The 13,521-nt window shown below is 56.4% G+C and carries 12 protein-coding genes; 3 read left to right on the top strand and 9 right to left on the bottom strand.

Annotated features, from left to right (window positions below):
- Nucleotides 1–65: 65 nt before the first annotated feature.
- The 3 genes from AC4OVS_RS10905 to AC4OVS_RS10915 form a co-directional block, all read right to left on the bottom strand.
- The gene (locus AC4OVS_RS10905; protein WP_250116436.1) at nt 66–491 is read right to left on the bottom strand and encodes a DUF3828 domain-containing protein; all 426 of its coding nucleotides are present in this window, start codon (nt 489–491) and stop codon (nt 66–68) included.
- Nucleotides 492–494: 3 nt separating this feature from the next.
- Nucleotides 495–707, bottom strand: a complete 213-nt coding sequence (locus AC4OVS_RS10910) for a hypothetical protein (protein ID WP_223862043.1) — start codon at nt 705–707, stop codon at nt 495–497.
- A 125-nt stretch (nt 708–832) separates the two neighbouring features.
- A complete protein-coding gene (locus AC4OVS_RS10915) occupies nt 833–1,405 on the bottom strand; it encodes a flavin reductase family protein (RefSeq protein ID WP_045622528.1) in 573 nt (190 codons plus the stop codon).
- A 105-nt stretch (nt 1,406–1,510) separates the two neighbouring features.
- Between AC4OVS_RS10915 and nhoA the strand changes: the two genes are divergently transcribed.
- Nucleotides 1,511–2,356, top strand: a complete 846-nt coding sequence (gene nhoA, locus AC4OVS_RS10920; protein WP_017693381.1) for an N-hydroxyarylamine O-acetyltransferase — start codon at nt 1,511–1,513, stop codon at nt 2,354–2,356.
- Nucleotides 2,357–2,450: 94 nt separating this feature from the next.
- Nucleotides 2,451–2,900: a hypothetical protein gene (locus AC4OVS_RS10925; protein ID WP_047365085.1), complete on the top strand. Its 450-nt coding sequence runs from the start codon at nt 2,451–2,453 to the stop codon at nt 2,898–2,900.
- A gap of 88 nt (nt 2,901–2,988) precedes the next feature.
- On the opposite strand, the gene narI is transcribed toward AC4OVS_RS10925, so the two are convergent.
- The 6 genes from narI to AC4OVS_RS10955 form a co-directional block, all read right to left on the bottom strand.
- Nucleotides 2,989–3,669, bottom strand: coding sequence for a respiratory nitrate reductase subunit gamma (gene narI / locus AC4OVS_RS10930; RefSeq protein ID WP_022648214.1), 681 nt, complete (start codon nt 3,667–3,669; stop codon nt 2,989–2,991).
- Entirely contained in the window at nt 3,666–4,361 is a 696-nt protein-coding gene (gene narW / locus AC4OVS_RS10935) for a nitrate reductase molybdenum cofactor assembly chaperone (protein WP_022648213.1), read from the bottom strand. The genes narI and narW overlap by 4 nt, the downstream gene beginning before the upstream one ends.
- Complete coding sequence (gene narH / locus AC4OVS_RS10940) at nt 4,361–5,905, bottom strand: nitrate reductase subunit beta (protein WP_023306263.1); 1,545 nt, start codon at nt 5,903–5,905, stop codon at nt 4,361–4,363. Before narH ends, narW begins: the two co-directional genes overlap by 1 nt.
- Complete coding sequence (locus tag AC4OVS_RS10945; RefSeq protein WP_063145867.1) at nt 5,902–9,642, bottom strand: nitrate reductase subunit alpha; 3,741 nt, start codon at nt 9,640–9,642, stop codon at nt 5,902–5,904. The genes narH and AC4OVS_RS10945 overlap by 4 nt, the downstream gene beginning before the upstream one ends.
- 67 nt (nt 9,643–9,709) lie before the next feature.
- Complete coding sequence (locus AC4OVS_RS10950) at nt 9,710–11,095, bottom strand: NarK family nitrate/nitrite MFS transporter (RefSeq protein WP_058646716.1); 1,386 nt, start codon at nt 11,093–11,095, stop codon at nt 9,710–9,712.
- A 210-nt stretch (nt 11,096–11,305) separates the two neighbouring features.
- The gene (locus AC4OVS_RS10955; RefSeq protein ID WP_022648209.1) at nt 11,306–11,881 is read right to left on the bottom strand and encodes a TetR family transcriptional regulator; all 576 of its coding nucleotides are present in this window, start codon (nt 11,879–11,881) and stop codon (nt 11,306–11,308) included.
- A gap of 116 nt (nt 11,882–11,997) precedes the next feature.
- Here AC4OVS_RS10955 and AC4OVS_RS10960 point away from each other — a divergent pair, with 116 nt between their 5' ends.
- A complete protein-coding gene (locus AC4OVS_RS10960; protein WP_303756073.1) occupies nt 11,998–13,488 on the top strand; it encodes an MFS transporter in 1,491 nt (496 codons plus the stop codon).
- The last annotated feature ends 33 nt before the right edge of the window (nt 13,489–13,521 follow it).

A 13,521-nucleotide genomic window follows, 5' to 3' on the forward strand; every position in this document is an offset into this window, starting at 1 on the left:
AATTGCACATGGTAGTCATTTGGCTACCATGTGTTTTTATTATTACGACAGGGAGTTTATGTCTGTTACTTAATTAGCGTCGCCGATCGCACTTTCCATTTTCCTTGCTCTTCAACGAGACAATCTGCAATAACATGATCTTGCTTCTTACCAAATGCGACATAGACGTTTGTGCAAACGGCGTCAAAATCAGAATGTAAGACGGTTATCTGATTCCAGTCATCATCCCAGTCCTGCGCTTTGATAAACATATCCGCATCGGGCATATCTTTGTCGTTATTGTCGCCAGAGTACATTTCTTTAATTGCTGCAATGGTCCCTGAGGCTACGTACTCGTTCATAATGTCTGGATTGAGTACGGGCGGTTTGTTCTGATCTAACTGCGCTATATACCATTGATTGAATTTAAGCGCCTCCTGACCCGGTGCATAAATGTTTTCTGCGGCCGCGAGCGGAGAAAGGGCGAAAAGTAAAAAGTAGAGTGGTTTCATTAATCATGCCTGAACAGTTCGTAATGAGGTTGTATGTTGCGGTAAGCCTGCATTGACTAATGTGCGCCCCATATCTTTTGCCAGACGCGTGTTGGGGATTTTTAATCGACCACCCGCTCTGATCGCTTCTGTTACGTAACGAGCACAATAACCCGTGCTGCTGGGTTGCGCGTGTGATTTCGCATATGATATTGCGCCATCTTTGTTCCATGACATGGATATTTCCTTTACGAAAGATTGTTTATGCAACAGCTTCTGAAATATCCTCCGTTTAACATCGTTATGATAAACATAAAATGCCATAGAAATTTTATATATTTCAGATGGGTATAATTAAAAAATCAATCAAGCGCCTTCACCATCTTCCCACTCGTCACAAACGTCCCGGCCCCCAGATGATGCAGCGTATTCAGCTTATCCCCGTCAAACTGCCAGCGTCCGGAGACAAATGCGCGTTCATCTGCCGCGGCGGAAACCACTTCGCCAAACAGGGTGTCATATTTCTCGGCCGCAGAAGTGACAGGTAATAACCGACACTCCATCCACGCCAGACATTTCTCTTCTATAACCGGCAGACCAAGCTCAGGGCCATGAATAACAGGGATCCCGTAGCAGTTAAATTTATCCTCGTCGCGCCCGCTGACGCTGCCGACCGCCCAGGTCCAGTTGGCTGCCGCCACGCCGGGGATCACAATGCCGAATTTCCCGCTGCGTTCGATCAACTCCCGTGACCACGCGCTTTTGTCTACCACGATCGCGATACGCGGGGGTTCAAATTCCACCGGCATAGACCATGCGGCGGCCATGACGTTGCGACGATCGATGGTCTCATCCCGACTGGTGATGAGCACGGTTGGACCGTGATTCAGAAGACGGCTGGCATGACGTAATTCAACAGGACGAAAGTGGCTCATAGGATCTCCTCATGTACACGATGAGTATGCCGAAAAAGCACTTTTGCGCATATGCATAAGGGAAAATAGTTTATAAACAGGGGATATCACATCATGGAGCAAATCATGTCCCCATTTCTGAGTGCTTATTTTGCCCGCACGGGCTGGCAGCAGCCCGTACAGGTTAATATCGATACCCTGCGGGGGCTCCATTTACACCATAACTGCGCGATCCCTTTTGAAAATATTGACGTCGTTTTGCCGCGGGAAATCCATCTGGACGACGGGTGTCTGGTGGATAAACTGGTCACCGCACGTCGGGGGGGGTATTGCTTCGAGCAAAACGGCCTGTTTGAGCGGGTGTTGCGCGAAGTCGGGTTTACGGTGCGCAGCGTGCTGGGGCGGGTTGTGCTGGCCAATCCGTCGCAGATGCCGCCGCGTACGCACCGGTTGCTGCTGGTTGAGCTGAACGGCGAGCGCTGGATCGCCGATGTGGGATTTGGCGGACAAACGCTGACGGCGCCGATTCGTTTGATCGCCAACGAGGAACAGGAAACCCCACACGGGCGTTATCGTTTGCTGAGCGAGGGTAACGACTGGGTACTGCAATTCCGCCATCACGAGCACTGGCAGTCGATGTACCATTTTGACCTGGCGACCCAGTACTTCAACGATTACGTGATGGGAAACTTCTGGTCGGCGCACTGGCCGCAGTCCCATTTCCGTCATCACCTGCTGATGTGTCGCCACCTGCCGGACGGGGGCAAGCTGACGCTGACCAACTTTAATTTTACCCACTGGCAGAACGGGCATGTGGAGGAGCAGATCCATTTGCCGGATGCGGAGGCGCTGTATAAGCTGATGCAGGCGCGGTTTGGCCTGGGCGTTGATGACCCGAAGCACGGCTTTACCCTGGCCGAGCTGACGGCCGTGATGGCGGGGTTTGATACGCATCCACAGGCAGGTAAATAGCCCGGTGGCGGCTACGCCTTACCGGGCCTACGGGTGCCCGAACGTAGGCCGCCATTCGGCGGGTTAGTTTAAACATCATCGAAGGCATGCTGATATGGAAATCTTGTTGCGGAATAAATTCAGTTCAGTGGGAATGTTACTCGGGGTTATTGCACTGCTTGTCTCATTAGTGCAGTTCACCTTTGGTCCTTTTTCAACAAAGTCGACAGCGCTTGAAATTGTTGTGGCTGAAAAGGTTTCGGCGGTGAAAAAAGGGATTATTGCTGGCATCAAAGGGGAACAACCGACCGTTGAGGCGAAAAAGAAAACGGTCGATATCGACAGTATTCTTATCAATAGCGGAGTAATTTTGTCTGTGGTGGCATTAGGGCTTGCCTTCACGGGTGGGATGCGCAAAGAGAACCGATGGGGGGTGAGTGGCGCACTGTTTTTTTCTGGGGCTACGCTCGCTTTTCATGCGGCGTTACTGGCTTTTGGTCTGATCGTCGCAGTGTTGCTGCTGCTGTTGGTTATTTCAGTCGTCAGCGGAAGTACGCTGTTCTGACAGTGCGGCCCGGTGGCGGCTACGCCTTACCGGGCCTACAGCGGCTTGAAACGTAGGTCGGGTAAGGCGAAGCCGCCACCCGACAAAATCAACGGCGCGATCTCACCACCTGATAGCGACGGGTGAAATACTCAAACGGCGCACTCCAAACGTGCACCAGACGGGTGAACGGGAAGATAAGGAAGATCGTCATCCCCAGCACCAGATGCACGCGGAAGATCGGCGCGACGCCGCTCAGCATTTCCGACGAGCCTCCCTTAAACGTGACGATCCCCTGCGCCCAGCCCACCAGCTTCATCATCTCGCTTCCATCAGGATACTGGGCGGAGAAAGGAATGGTCGACAGCCCAAGGATGCACTGAAGCAGCAGGATACTCATGATGATAATATCCGGCGTGGTGGACGTGGCACGCACCCGCTGGTTGAACAGGCGGCGGATCAGCAGCATCGACCCACCGATCAGCGTCAGCACCCCGCAAATACCTCCCGCAATCATGGCTAACTGCTGTTTAACCGCGACGGGTAAAAACCAGGCGTACATCCAGTGCGGGGTTAACATGCCGAACAGGTGCCCGAAGAAGATCCCCAGAATCCCAATATGAAACAGGTTCGAAGCCCAGTTCATCCCGCGCTTGCTGAGCATCTGGCTTGATGACGCCCGCCAGGTGTACTGCCCATAGTCGTAGCGCAACCAACTGCCGAGGAAGAAGACGGTGGCGCAGATGTACGGATAAATGTCATAGAAAAACACGTTCAGGTAATGAGTCATTTTGGGCCTCCGGCGCTGACGTCCACGTACTGCGGCGCGACGTCCTGGCTAAAGCGTCGTTGATATTGCTGCATCGGCGAACTGTCGCACGATGTGGCGTTGTCTTCGATAAACTTGACCTGTTCCTCTTCCCACACGGCGTCCAGCGCCTGACGGGTATCATCCCGTTTTTCACCGGATACCTGTTTCGCCACGCTGTCGCTGGAAAGCCGTGTTTCCGCCAGCGACAGCAGGGCGTCAAACAGCTGGTAATGCGCTACCTCGCGCTGTTTCAGGCGGCCTCCAATCAGCGCCAGTATAGGCGCGACGTTTTGCAGCCCTTCACGCGCCTCGTCGTCGCTGACGATACTGAGATATTCCAGATAGAGCGGCAGATAGTCCGGCAGCTCGCGGCAATCCAGCTCCAGCCCGGCTTTCTCATACTGGCTCATCAGGTCGACCATCGCCTGACCGCGATCGCGGGACTCGGCGTGAACGTGCTCGAACAGCAGTAGTGAAGTCGCGCGCCCCCGCTCGAAAACTTCACACCATTCGGCCTGCTTATCCAGCAGCGGGGCGCTCAGGTGCTGCTGCGCAAACGGCAGTAGCATGGGCGCATCCTGTTCCACCAGGGAAAGCGCTTCTTCACGGTTATCCCAAAGCAGCTCATCGGGATACTCAATCAGTAGCGCGATGATTTTAAGGATCTGCATTATTCTCCCTCCCCGTGATCGCGCACCTCGGTAATGTTGATCGCGTCGATGCGGCTGCTGTTGAAGAGGTTGAACCTGGTGTCGGAGCCGTGACAGCCGTCACCGAAGGTGAAGCCGCAGCCGTTTTTCTCCGGGAAGGCGTCGCGCGCCATTTCGCGGTGGCTGGTCGGGATCACGAAGCGGTCTTCGTAGTTAGCGATGGCCAGATAGCGGTACATCTCCTCAACCTGCGCTTCGGTCAGGCCCACTTCCTCAATGGCGCGGGTATCGGTCACGCCTTCCACGGTCTGGGAGCGTTTGTAGTGGCGCATCGCCATCATGCGCTTCAGAGCGCGCAGCACCGGGCCGGTATCGCCCGCGCTGAGCATATTTGCCAGGTATTGCACCGGGATGCGCAGGCTTTCGACCGCAGGCAGTACGCCGTCGCTCTGCGGCAGACCACCCGCGTCCGCGTAGGACTGAATCGGTGACAGCGGCGGCACATACCAGACCATCGGCAGGGTGCGGTATTCCGGATGCAGCGGCAGGGCGAGCTTCCAGTCCATCGCCATTTTGTAAACCGGGGAACGCTGCGCTGCGTCGATGACGTTCTGCGGGATGCCCTGCTTCAGGGCTTCTTCAATCACCGCCGGATCGTTCGGGTTAAGGAACACGTCGCACTGGCGCTCATACAGATCGGTTTCATGCTCGGTGCTGGCCGCCTCTTCAATACGGTCCGCGTCATACAACAGCACGCCAAGGTAGCGGATGCGTCCAACGCAGGTTTCTGAGCAGACGGTCGGCTGGCCGGACTCGATGCGCGGATAGCAGAAGATGCACTTCTCTGACTTGCCGCTTTTCCAGTTGAAGTAGATTTTCTTGTACGGACAGCCGCTAATACACAGACGCCAGCCGCGGCATTTGTCCTGGTCGATCAGCACAATGCCGTCCTCTTCGCGTTTGTAAATCGCACCGCTCGGGCAGGTGGCAACGCAACTCGGGTTGAGGCAATGCTCGCACAGGCGCGGCAGGTACATCATGAAGGTGTTTTCGAACTGACCGTACATCTCTTTCTGGATCTTCTGAAAGTTTCGGTCGCGGGCGCGTTTTTCGAACTCGCCACCCAGCAGCTCCTCCCAGTTTGGCCCCCAGACGATCTTATCCATCCGCTTACCGTCAATCAGCGAGCGGGGGCGGGCGGTAGGGAGGTGATCCCCCTCCGGGGCGCGGTGCAGATCCTGGTAATCGAAGGTGAAAGGTTCATAGTAATCGTCAATCTGCGGCAACACGGGGTTGGCGAAAATTTTCGACAGGACGCCCATTTTTCCGCCGAGGCGCGGGGTCAGCTTGCCGTGAATACTGCGGATCCATCCGCCTTGCCACTCATCCTGATCTTCCCAGTTTTTCGGATAGCCGATACCCGGTTTGGTTTCGACGTTATTAAACCACGCATACTCCATCCCTTCGCGCCCGGTCCAGACGTTCTTACAGGTGACCGAGCAGGTGTGGCAGCCAATGCATTTATCGAGATTCAGTACCATGCCAACCTGTGAGCGTATTTTCATTTTTTCGCCTCCTGAACCTGATCCCGACCTTCGCCGTCCAGCCAGTTAATGTTTTTCATTTTGCGGATCATAATGAACTCGTCGCGATTCGAGCCGACGGTGCCGTAATAGTTAAAGCTGTACGCCAGCTGCGCGTAGCCGCCAATCATGTGGGTCGGTTTCGGACAGACGCGGGTGACCGAGTTGTGGATCCCGCCGCGCCGTCCGGTCACTTCTGACCCCGGAATGTTCAGAATGCGCTCCTGAGCGTGGTACATCATGGTCATGCCCGGCGGCACGCGCTGGCTAACCACCGCGCGGGCGGTGAGGGCGCCGTTGGCGTTGAAGGCTTCGATCCAGTCGTTGTCCTCAATCCCCAGCTCGCGCGCGTCGGTTTCGCTGATCCAGACGATTGGCCCCCCGCGTGACAGGGTCTGCATCAGCAGGTTTTCGCTGTAGGTGGAGTGAATGCCCCATTTCTGGTGCGGCGTCAGGAAGTTAAGCGCTTTTTCCGGGAAGCCATTCGGCGGGATCTCGCGCATATGGGTGACGCTGCGGGTATCAATCGGTGGACGATAGGCCACCAGACTTTCACCGAAGGCGCGCATCCAGGCGTGATCCTGATACAGCTGCTGGCGGCCGGAAATCGTGCGCCACGGGATCAGCTCGTGAACGTTGGTATAGCCTGCGTTATACGAGACATGCTCGCTCTCAAGGCCGGACCACGTTGGGCTGGAGATAATTTTGCGCGGCTGCGCCTGAATATCGCGGAAGCGAATTTTCTCGTCTTCTTTGTTCAGCGCCAGATGGGTGTGATCGCGCCCGGTCAGTTCGCCGAGGGCCTCCCAGGCTTTGACCGCGACCTGACCGTTGGTTTCCGGCGCAAGAGCGAGGATCACCTCTGAAGCATCAATGGCGGTTTCAATGCGCGGTCGGCCTTTGGCCGGGCCGTCGAGCTTGACGTAATTGAGCTTGCCGAGGAAATCGACTTCGTTTTGCGTGTTCCACGATATGCCTTTTCCGCCGTTGCCGAGTTTGTCCAGCAGCGGACCGAGAGAAGTGAAGCGCTCGTAGGTTTCCGGATAGTTGCGCTCGACGACCGCAATGTTTGGCGCGGTTTTACCGGGGATGAGATCGCACTCGCCTTTGCGCCAGTCCAGAATATCAAAAGGCTGCGACAGTTCCCCCGGGGAGTCATGCTGTAGCGGCTGTAGCACCACGTCAGTTTCGGTGCCGAGATGCCCGACGCACACTTCAGAGAAGACTTTGGCGATGCCTTTGTAGATCTCCCAGTCACTGCGGGACTCCCACGCGGGATCAACGGCGGCAGAGAGCGGGTGAATAAACGGATGCATGTCCGAGGTATTCATATCGTCTTTTTCATACCAGGTGGCGGTCGGCAGGACGATATCGGAGAACAGGCAGGTGCTGGACATACGGAAATCGAGCGTCACCAGCAGATCCAGCTTGCCCTCAATGGCGGCGGTTTGCCATTCCACCTCTTCAGGTTTGACATCATCCGTTGAGCCTAAATCCTCGCCCTGAATCCCGCTCTCGGTGCCAAGCAGGTATTTTAGCATGTACTCATGGCCTTTTCCGGACGAGCCAAGCAGGTTAGAACGCCAGACAAACAGGTTGCGCGGGTGGTTCATGCCGTTGTCCGGCTGTTCGCAGGCGAATCGAATATCGCCCGATTTTAACGCCTGCACGGTGTAATCCTGCGGCGACATTCCGGCGGCGTCGGCGCGGGCCTTAACGTGCAGCGGGTTGAGGTTGAGCTGCGGCGCGGAAGGGAGCCAGCCCATGCGCTCGGCGCGGACGTTGAAATCAATCAGATGTCCGGTGAATTTCGACGCGTCTGCAAGAGGAGAAAGCAGCTCCTGTGCGGTGAGCTTCTCATAGCGCCACTGGCTGGCGTGGTTGTAGAAGTAAGAGGTGCTGTTCATCTGGCGCGGCGGACGGTTCCAGTCCAGCGCGAAGGCCAGCGGCAGCCAGCCGGTTTGCGGACGCAGTTTCTCCTGGCCGACATAGTGCGACCAGCCGCCGCCGCTTTGCCCGACGCAGCCGCAGAAGACCAGCATGTTGATCATCCCGCGGTAGTTCATGTCCATGTGGTACCAGTGGTTCACACCGGCCCCGAGGATGATCATCGAACGACCATGGGTTTTGTGCGCCGTGTCGGCAAATTCACGGGCGATTTTTTCTATCAGGTAAGCGGGGACGCCGGTAATTTGTTCGCCCCAGGCCGGGGTGTAGGCTTTGATCTCGGCGTAGTTTGCCGCCGCGTTACTGTCTTCCAGACCGCGATCGAGGCCGTAGTTTGCGAGGACCAGATCGTACACGCTGACCACGCGTCTCTGGCTACCGTCGGCCAGCGTCAGGGTTTTACTCGGTACGCGGCGCGTCAGCACCGGCTCCTGCTTCACGCTGCGGAAATGCGGGTTCTCGTTGCCCCCGAAGTAAGGGAAGGCCACGTCTGCCACACTGTCGTGGGTGATGAGCAGGGAAAGCGTCAGCTCGGTCTCCTGTCCCGCGGCCAGCGACTCCAGGTTCCATTTGCCTTTTTCGCCCCAGCGGAAACCGATAGAGCCGTTCGGCGCCACCAGATTTCCGGCGACGTCAAAGGCGATGGTTTTCCACTCCGGATTATTGGTTTCACCCAGCCCGTCGGCCAGATCCGACGCGCGCAGCATGCGGCCCGGCACCACGCGACCGTCAGCCTGTTCATCCAGCAGGACCAGCATCGGCATGTCGGTGTAGCGGCGGCAATAGTTGAGGAAGTAATCGCTCGGGTTATCAAGGTGGAACTCTTTGAGGATCACATGCCCCATCGCCATGGCAAGGGCACTGTCGGTACCCTGTTTGGGGGCCAGCCACTGGTCGCTGAGCTTCGCCACCTCCGAGAAGTCCGGCGTAATGGCGACGGTCTTGGTGCCTTTGTAACGCACTTCGGTAAAGAAGTGGGCGTCCGGGGTACGCGTCTGCGGCACGTTCGAACCCCAGGCAATGATATAGCTGGAGTTGTACCAGTCCGCCGATTCCGGCACGTCGGTCTGCTCGCCCCAGGTCATCGGCGATGCCGGAGGCAAATCGCAGTACCAGTCATAGAAGCTCAGGCAGGTGCCGCCGAGCAGGGAGAGATAGCGCGTACCGGCGGCATAAGAGACCATCGACATGGCCGGGATAGGCGAAAAACCGGCCACCCGATCCGGGCCGTAATTTTTGATGGTCCAGACGTTGGCGGCAGCAATCAGCTGGTTAAGCTCTTTCCAGTTTGAGCGGATAAACCCGCCTTTACCGCGCGCCTTTCTGTAGCTTTGCGCTTTCTGTGGATCGTTCTGAATGGCATCCCAGGCCAGCACTGGATCGGTATGCTGCGCCAGCGCCTCGCGCCAGAGTTCGATCAGCCTGCGGCGTACCAGCGGGTACTTGAGACGGTTGGCGCTGTAGAGATACCAGGAGTAGCTTGCGCCACGCGGGCAGCCGCGCGGTTCGTGGTTAGGCAGGTCGGGGCGGGTACGCGGGTAGTCGGTCTGCTGGGTTTCCCATGTCACCAGGCCATTTTTGACATAAATCTTCCAGCTACAGGAGCCGGTGCAGTTAACGCCGTGGGTGGATCGCACAATCTTGTCGAACTGCCAGCGCTGACGGTAGCTGTCCTCCCAGTCGCGGTTGGTGTGGTACACCTGGCCGTGCCCATCGGCGAAACTGTCGCCTTTTGTTTTGAAGTAACGGAAGCGGTCCAACAGTTTGCTCATGACATTTCTCCTGCTTCGATAACATGGCCGGAGGGTGAGGCATCACGCTCCGGCGAAGAGGTAGTTATTATTTTTGTGAGGATTTGCGGCCGTACACCAGCCAGGTGACGAGCACGCAGACGATGTAAAACACGAGGAAGACTTTCATGGCGCCCACCGGGGAACCGGTCATCGCCAGGGAGGTGCCAAAGGCTTTGGGAATAAAGAACCCGCCCACCGCACCGATGGCAGAGATAAAGCCCAGCGCCGCAGCCGTTTCGGTCACCGCTTCATGCTGTGCCTGTTCATCGCTCCCGCCCTGTTTTTTCACGCGGTCGAGGGTGATTTGGCGAAAGATAATCGCGATCATCTGGAAGGTCGAGCCGCTACCCAGGCCTGCGGTCAGAAACAGGCCCATAAAGACCAGATAGAAGGCGATAAAGCTGCCTGAACCAGACCCGGGGAGCGTCAGGAAAATCAGGGCGCTAAAGATGGCCATAAAGACGAAGTTGATCAGCGTCACCCTTACGCCGCCCAGTCTGTCCGAAATCATTCCGCCAGCCGAACGCGCCAGGGCGCCGATCAGTGGGCCAAAGAAGGCGAGGTGGAGGATATTAACGTCCGGAAACTGGGTTTTCGACAGCATGGCAAAGCCTGCCGAGAAACCGATAAACGAGCCGAAGGTTGCCAGATAAAGCAGGCTCAGCAGCCAGAGATGAAAGCGCTTAAGCACCGGAAGCTGGCTGGCAATGGACGCTTTCGAGCTGGCGATGTCGTTCATGCCAAAAAACGCCGCAATGGTGGCCAGAATCAGCAGCGGCGCCCAGATCCACGCCGCGTTCGCCAGCCACATCGTCGAGCCATCCTCCTGCGGTACGCCGTGCACGCCGAGGAAGGTAAACATCGGCAGGAAAATCACCAGCGGCGCAACCAGCTGCATCACACTCACGCCCAGGTTACCCAGCCCGCCGTTAATGCCCAGTGCGCTGCCCTGTCTGGCTTTCGGGAAGAAGAAGCTGATGTTTCCCATGCTGGAAGCGAAGTTGGCACCGGCAAAACCGCACAGCAGCGCGATGATGATGAAGATCCAATAGGGCGTGGCGGTATTCTGGATGGCGATCCCAAGCCAGACACAGGGTACGACCAGGATAACGGTGCTTAACACGGTCCAGTAACGTCCGCCAAATATCGGTACCATAAAAGAGTAGGGGACACGCAATATCGCGCCGGAGAGAGAAGGTAATGCCGTTAGCATAAAAAGCTGATCGGTGCTGAAATTAAATCCGACCTTATTAAGATTTACCGCAATAGCGCTAAACAACATCCAGACACAAAATGCGAGCAGCAAACACGCCACGGAAATCCACAGGTTTCTTCGTGCGATATGTTTTCCTTTATTCTCCCAAAATTGCGCGTTTTCCGGTTTCCAGTTACTCAACAGATGCTGATTACTCTTCTCGCTTTGATGTGACATATCACCCTCTTGCTTACCGAAGTGGAGAGAAAAAAGAAGGAAAAACAGAAAGATACCTGTCAGTGGCGTATGAAATTTATAGGATGTTATGGGATACATCTGAAAGGATAGATAAAAAAGCGAATCCCTGAGTTTGGAATGGGAATCAGGGTTCGCTTTATGTGTTACTAATTGTAACTATTTGCGGAAATTAATACTCCGATGGGAGTATTAAAACAATTCGAGGGAGATAAGTTTATCCAGATGCTTATTAAATGCCGCGTCGTCCATTTCAGGCATATTTAAGACGTATATGCCATCCAGGCCACATACCAGACCAATTAAACGCCAGGCGATATTTTCCGGCTGATCAGCAAGCGTAAAGGCGTTGGCCTCCGCACCGGCGCGGATAATTGCGACCGTTTCCTGATGCCACATCTCCATGGTCAAAACGTAGGCGCTTTTGATATCGCTATCCCGGCTGGCGAGAATTTGCGCCTCCCGCCACAGCCGAATGTAGGGCTCAAACCCGCCGTCATCGCTGCCGAGCATGGCATGCAGGCGCTCGCGCCAGCCTGCGTTTTCGCCAACGATTTCAGCATCCAGCAAATCGCGGATCAGCCTGACAAACGCCAGCGATTTAAGCTCGCCCGCCGACGCAAAGTGGTGATGCACCTGCCCGGTGGCGACGCCCGCTTCGGTAGCGATTCGGCGCACGGTCATCGCAGCGAATCCTTCGGTCAGCGCCACGCGCATTGCGGCCTGTAGGATCTCTTCCCGCCGCTCGTCCTTGCTCAGATAACGCATAATTTCTCACTCTCAATGGCAACGAAACGAGTGTAACAAAGAGCTGGACAAGTGTTCAACTTTACGTAGGATCGCAATCTGGACATGTGTCCAGTTTTTAAATGAAAAGGAAATTTATGTTTCGTCAGTGGTTAGCGTTAGTGATTATCGTGCTGGTGTATATCCCGGTGGCGATTGACGCGACGGTGCTGCACGTGGCGGCGCCAACATTGAGCATGACGCTGGGTGCCAGCGGCAACGAATTGTTGTGGATTATTGATATTTACTCGCTGGTGATGGCGGGGATGGTGCTGCCGATGGGCGCGCTGGGCGATCGCATAGGTTTTAAGCGCCTGCTGATGATCGGCAGCGTGCTGTTTGGCCTGTCATCGTTAGCGGCGGCTTTTGCGCCGTCCGCGTGCTGGCTGATTGCCGCCCGCGCGTCGCTGGCGATTGGCGCGGCGATGATCATTCCGGCTACGCTTGCAGGGATCCGCACGCTGTTTATTGACGTGCGGCACCGTAACATCGCCCTTGGCGTCTGGGCTGCCGTTGGGTCGGGCGGCGCGGCGTTTGGCCCGCTGATTGGCGGCATGCTGCTGGAGCACTTTTACTGGGGTTCGGTCTTCCTGATTAACGTGCCGATCGTGCTGATCGTGGTTTCGCTTGCTGCGCGCTTTGTGCCTGCTCAGCAGGGTCGGCCCGAGCAGCCGCTCAATATCAGCCATGCCATTATGCTGATTGTCGCCATTTTACTGCTGGTCTACAGCGCCAAAACCGCCCTGAAAGGGGTGCTGTCGCCGTGGATGGTGGCCTCTACGCTGCTTACCGGGGCGATGATGCTGTTTATCTTCGTCCGTATCCAGCTGCGCGCGCGCGTGCCAATGATAGACATGCGTCTGTTTTGCCATCGCATTATTTTAAGCGGCGTAGTCATGGCAATGACCGCCATGATTGCGCTGGTGGGCTTTGAACTGCTGATGGCGCAGGAGTTGCAGTTCGTGCATGGTTTTACGCCGTTTGAAGCAGGGAAATTTATGCTGCCGGTGATGGTGGCGAGCGGATTTAGCGGGCCGATCGCGGGTGTGCTGGTCGGGCGTCTGGGGCTGCGCATTGTCGCGGCCGGAGGCATGGGGCTAAGCGCGATCAGTTTTATCGGCCTGTCGACGCTCGATTTCAGCACCCAACAGTGGCAGGCGTGGAGCCTGATGGTGCTGCTGGGCTTCAGTGCCGCCAGCGCACTGCTGGCATCGACGTCAGCGATCATGGCTGCCGCGCCGAAAGAGAAAGCGGCCGCGGCAGGCGCGATCGAAACCATGTCCTACGAGCTGGGCGCTGGTCTCGGGATCGCCATTTTCGGTCTGTTGTTAACCCGCAGCTTTTCGGCGTCAATTGTACTGCCGCAGGGGCTGAGCGCGTCGCTGACCGATAAAGCCTCGTCGTCCATCGGTGAAGCGATGAAGGTCGCGCAGGAGCTGACGCCGTCACTGGCCGAGCCGGTGATGACGGCGGCGAAAACCGCGTTCATCACCTCGCACAGCGTGGCCCTGGGCAGTGCGGGAGCCATGCTGATGATTCTGGCGATCGGGATCTGGTTTAGTCTGGCGAAGGTCGGAGGGCAGCAGTAAAAAAAAGGCCAGCCGCGAGGGCTGGCCTTTTGA

This window comes from Enterobacter sp. 4974935, from assembly GCF_058661735.1.

What these genes read in the sequence shown, in the direction of transcription:
- AC4OVS_RS10905 (WP_250116436.1), bottom strand. Translation starts at nt 491, where the DNA reads ATGAAACCACTCTACTTTTTACTTTTCGCCCTTTCTCCGCTCGCGGCC.
- AC4OVS_RS10910 (WP_223862043.1), bottom strand. Translation starts at nt 707, where the DNA reads ATGTCATGGAACAAAGATGGCGCAATATCATATGCGAAATCACACGCG.
- AC4OVS_RS10915 (WP_045622528.1), bottom strand. Translation starts at nt 1,405, where the DNA reads ATGAGCCACTTTCGTCCTGTTGAATTACGTCATGCCAGCCGTCTTCTG.
- nhoA (WP_017693381.1), top strand. Translation starts at nt 1,511, where the DNA reads ATGTCCCCATTTCTGAGTGCTTATTTTGCCCGCACGGGCTGGCAGCAG.
- AC4OVS_RS10925 (WP_047365085.1), top strand. Translation starts at nt 2,451, where the DNA reads ATGGAAATCTTGTTGCGGAATAAATTCAGTTCAGTGGGAATGTTACTC.
- narI (WP_022648214.1), bottom strand. Translation starts at nt 3,669, where the DNA reads ATGACTCATTACCTGAACGTGTTTTTCTATGACATTTATCCGTACATC.
- narW (WP_022648213.1), bottom strand. Translation starts at nt 4,361, where the DNA reads ATGCAGATCCTTAAAATCATCGCGCTACTGATTGAGTATCCCGATGAG.
- narH (WP_023306263.1), bottom strand. Translation starts at nt 5,905, where the DNA reads ATGAAAATACGCTCACAGGTTGGCATGGTACTGAATCTCGATAAATGC.
- AC4OVS_RS10945 (WP_063145867.1), bottom strand. Translation starts at nt 9,642, where the DNA reads ATGAGCAAACTGTTGGACCGCTTCCGTTACTTCAAAACAAAAGGCGAC.
- AC4OVS_RS10950 (WP_058646716.1), bottom strand. Translation starts at nt 11,095, where the DNA reads ATGTCACATCAAAGCGAGAAGAGTAATCAGCATCTGTTGAGTAACTGG.
- AC4OVS_RS10955 (WP_022648209.1), bottom strand. Translation starts at nt 11,881, where the DNA reads ATGCGTTATCTGAGCAAGGACGAGCGGCGGGAAGAGATCCTACAGGCC.
- AC4OVS_RS10960 (WP_303756073.1), top strand. Translation starts at nt 11,998, where the DNA reads ATGTTTCGTCAGTGGTTAGCGTTAGTGATTATCGTGCTGGTGTATATC.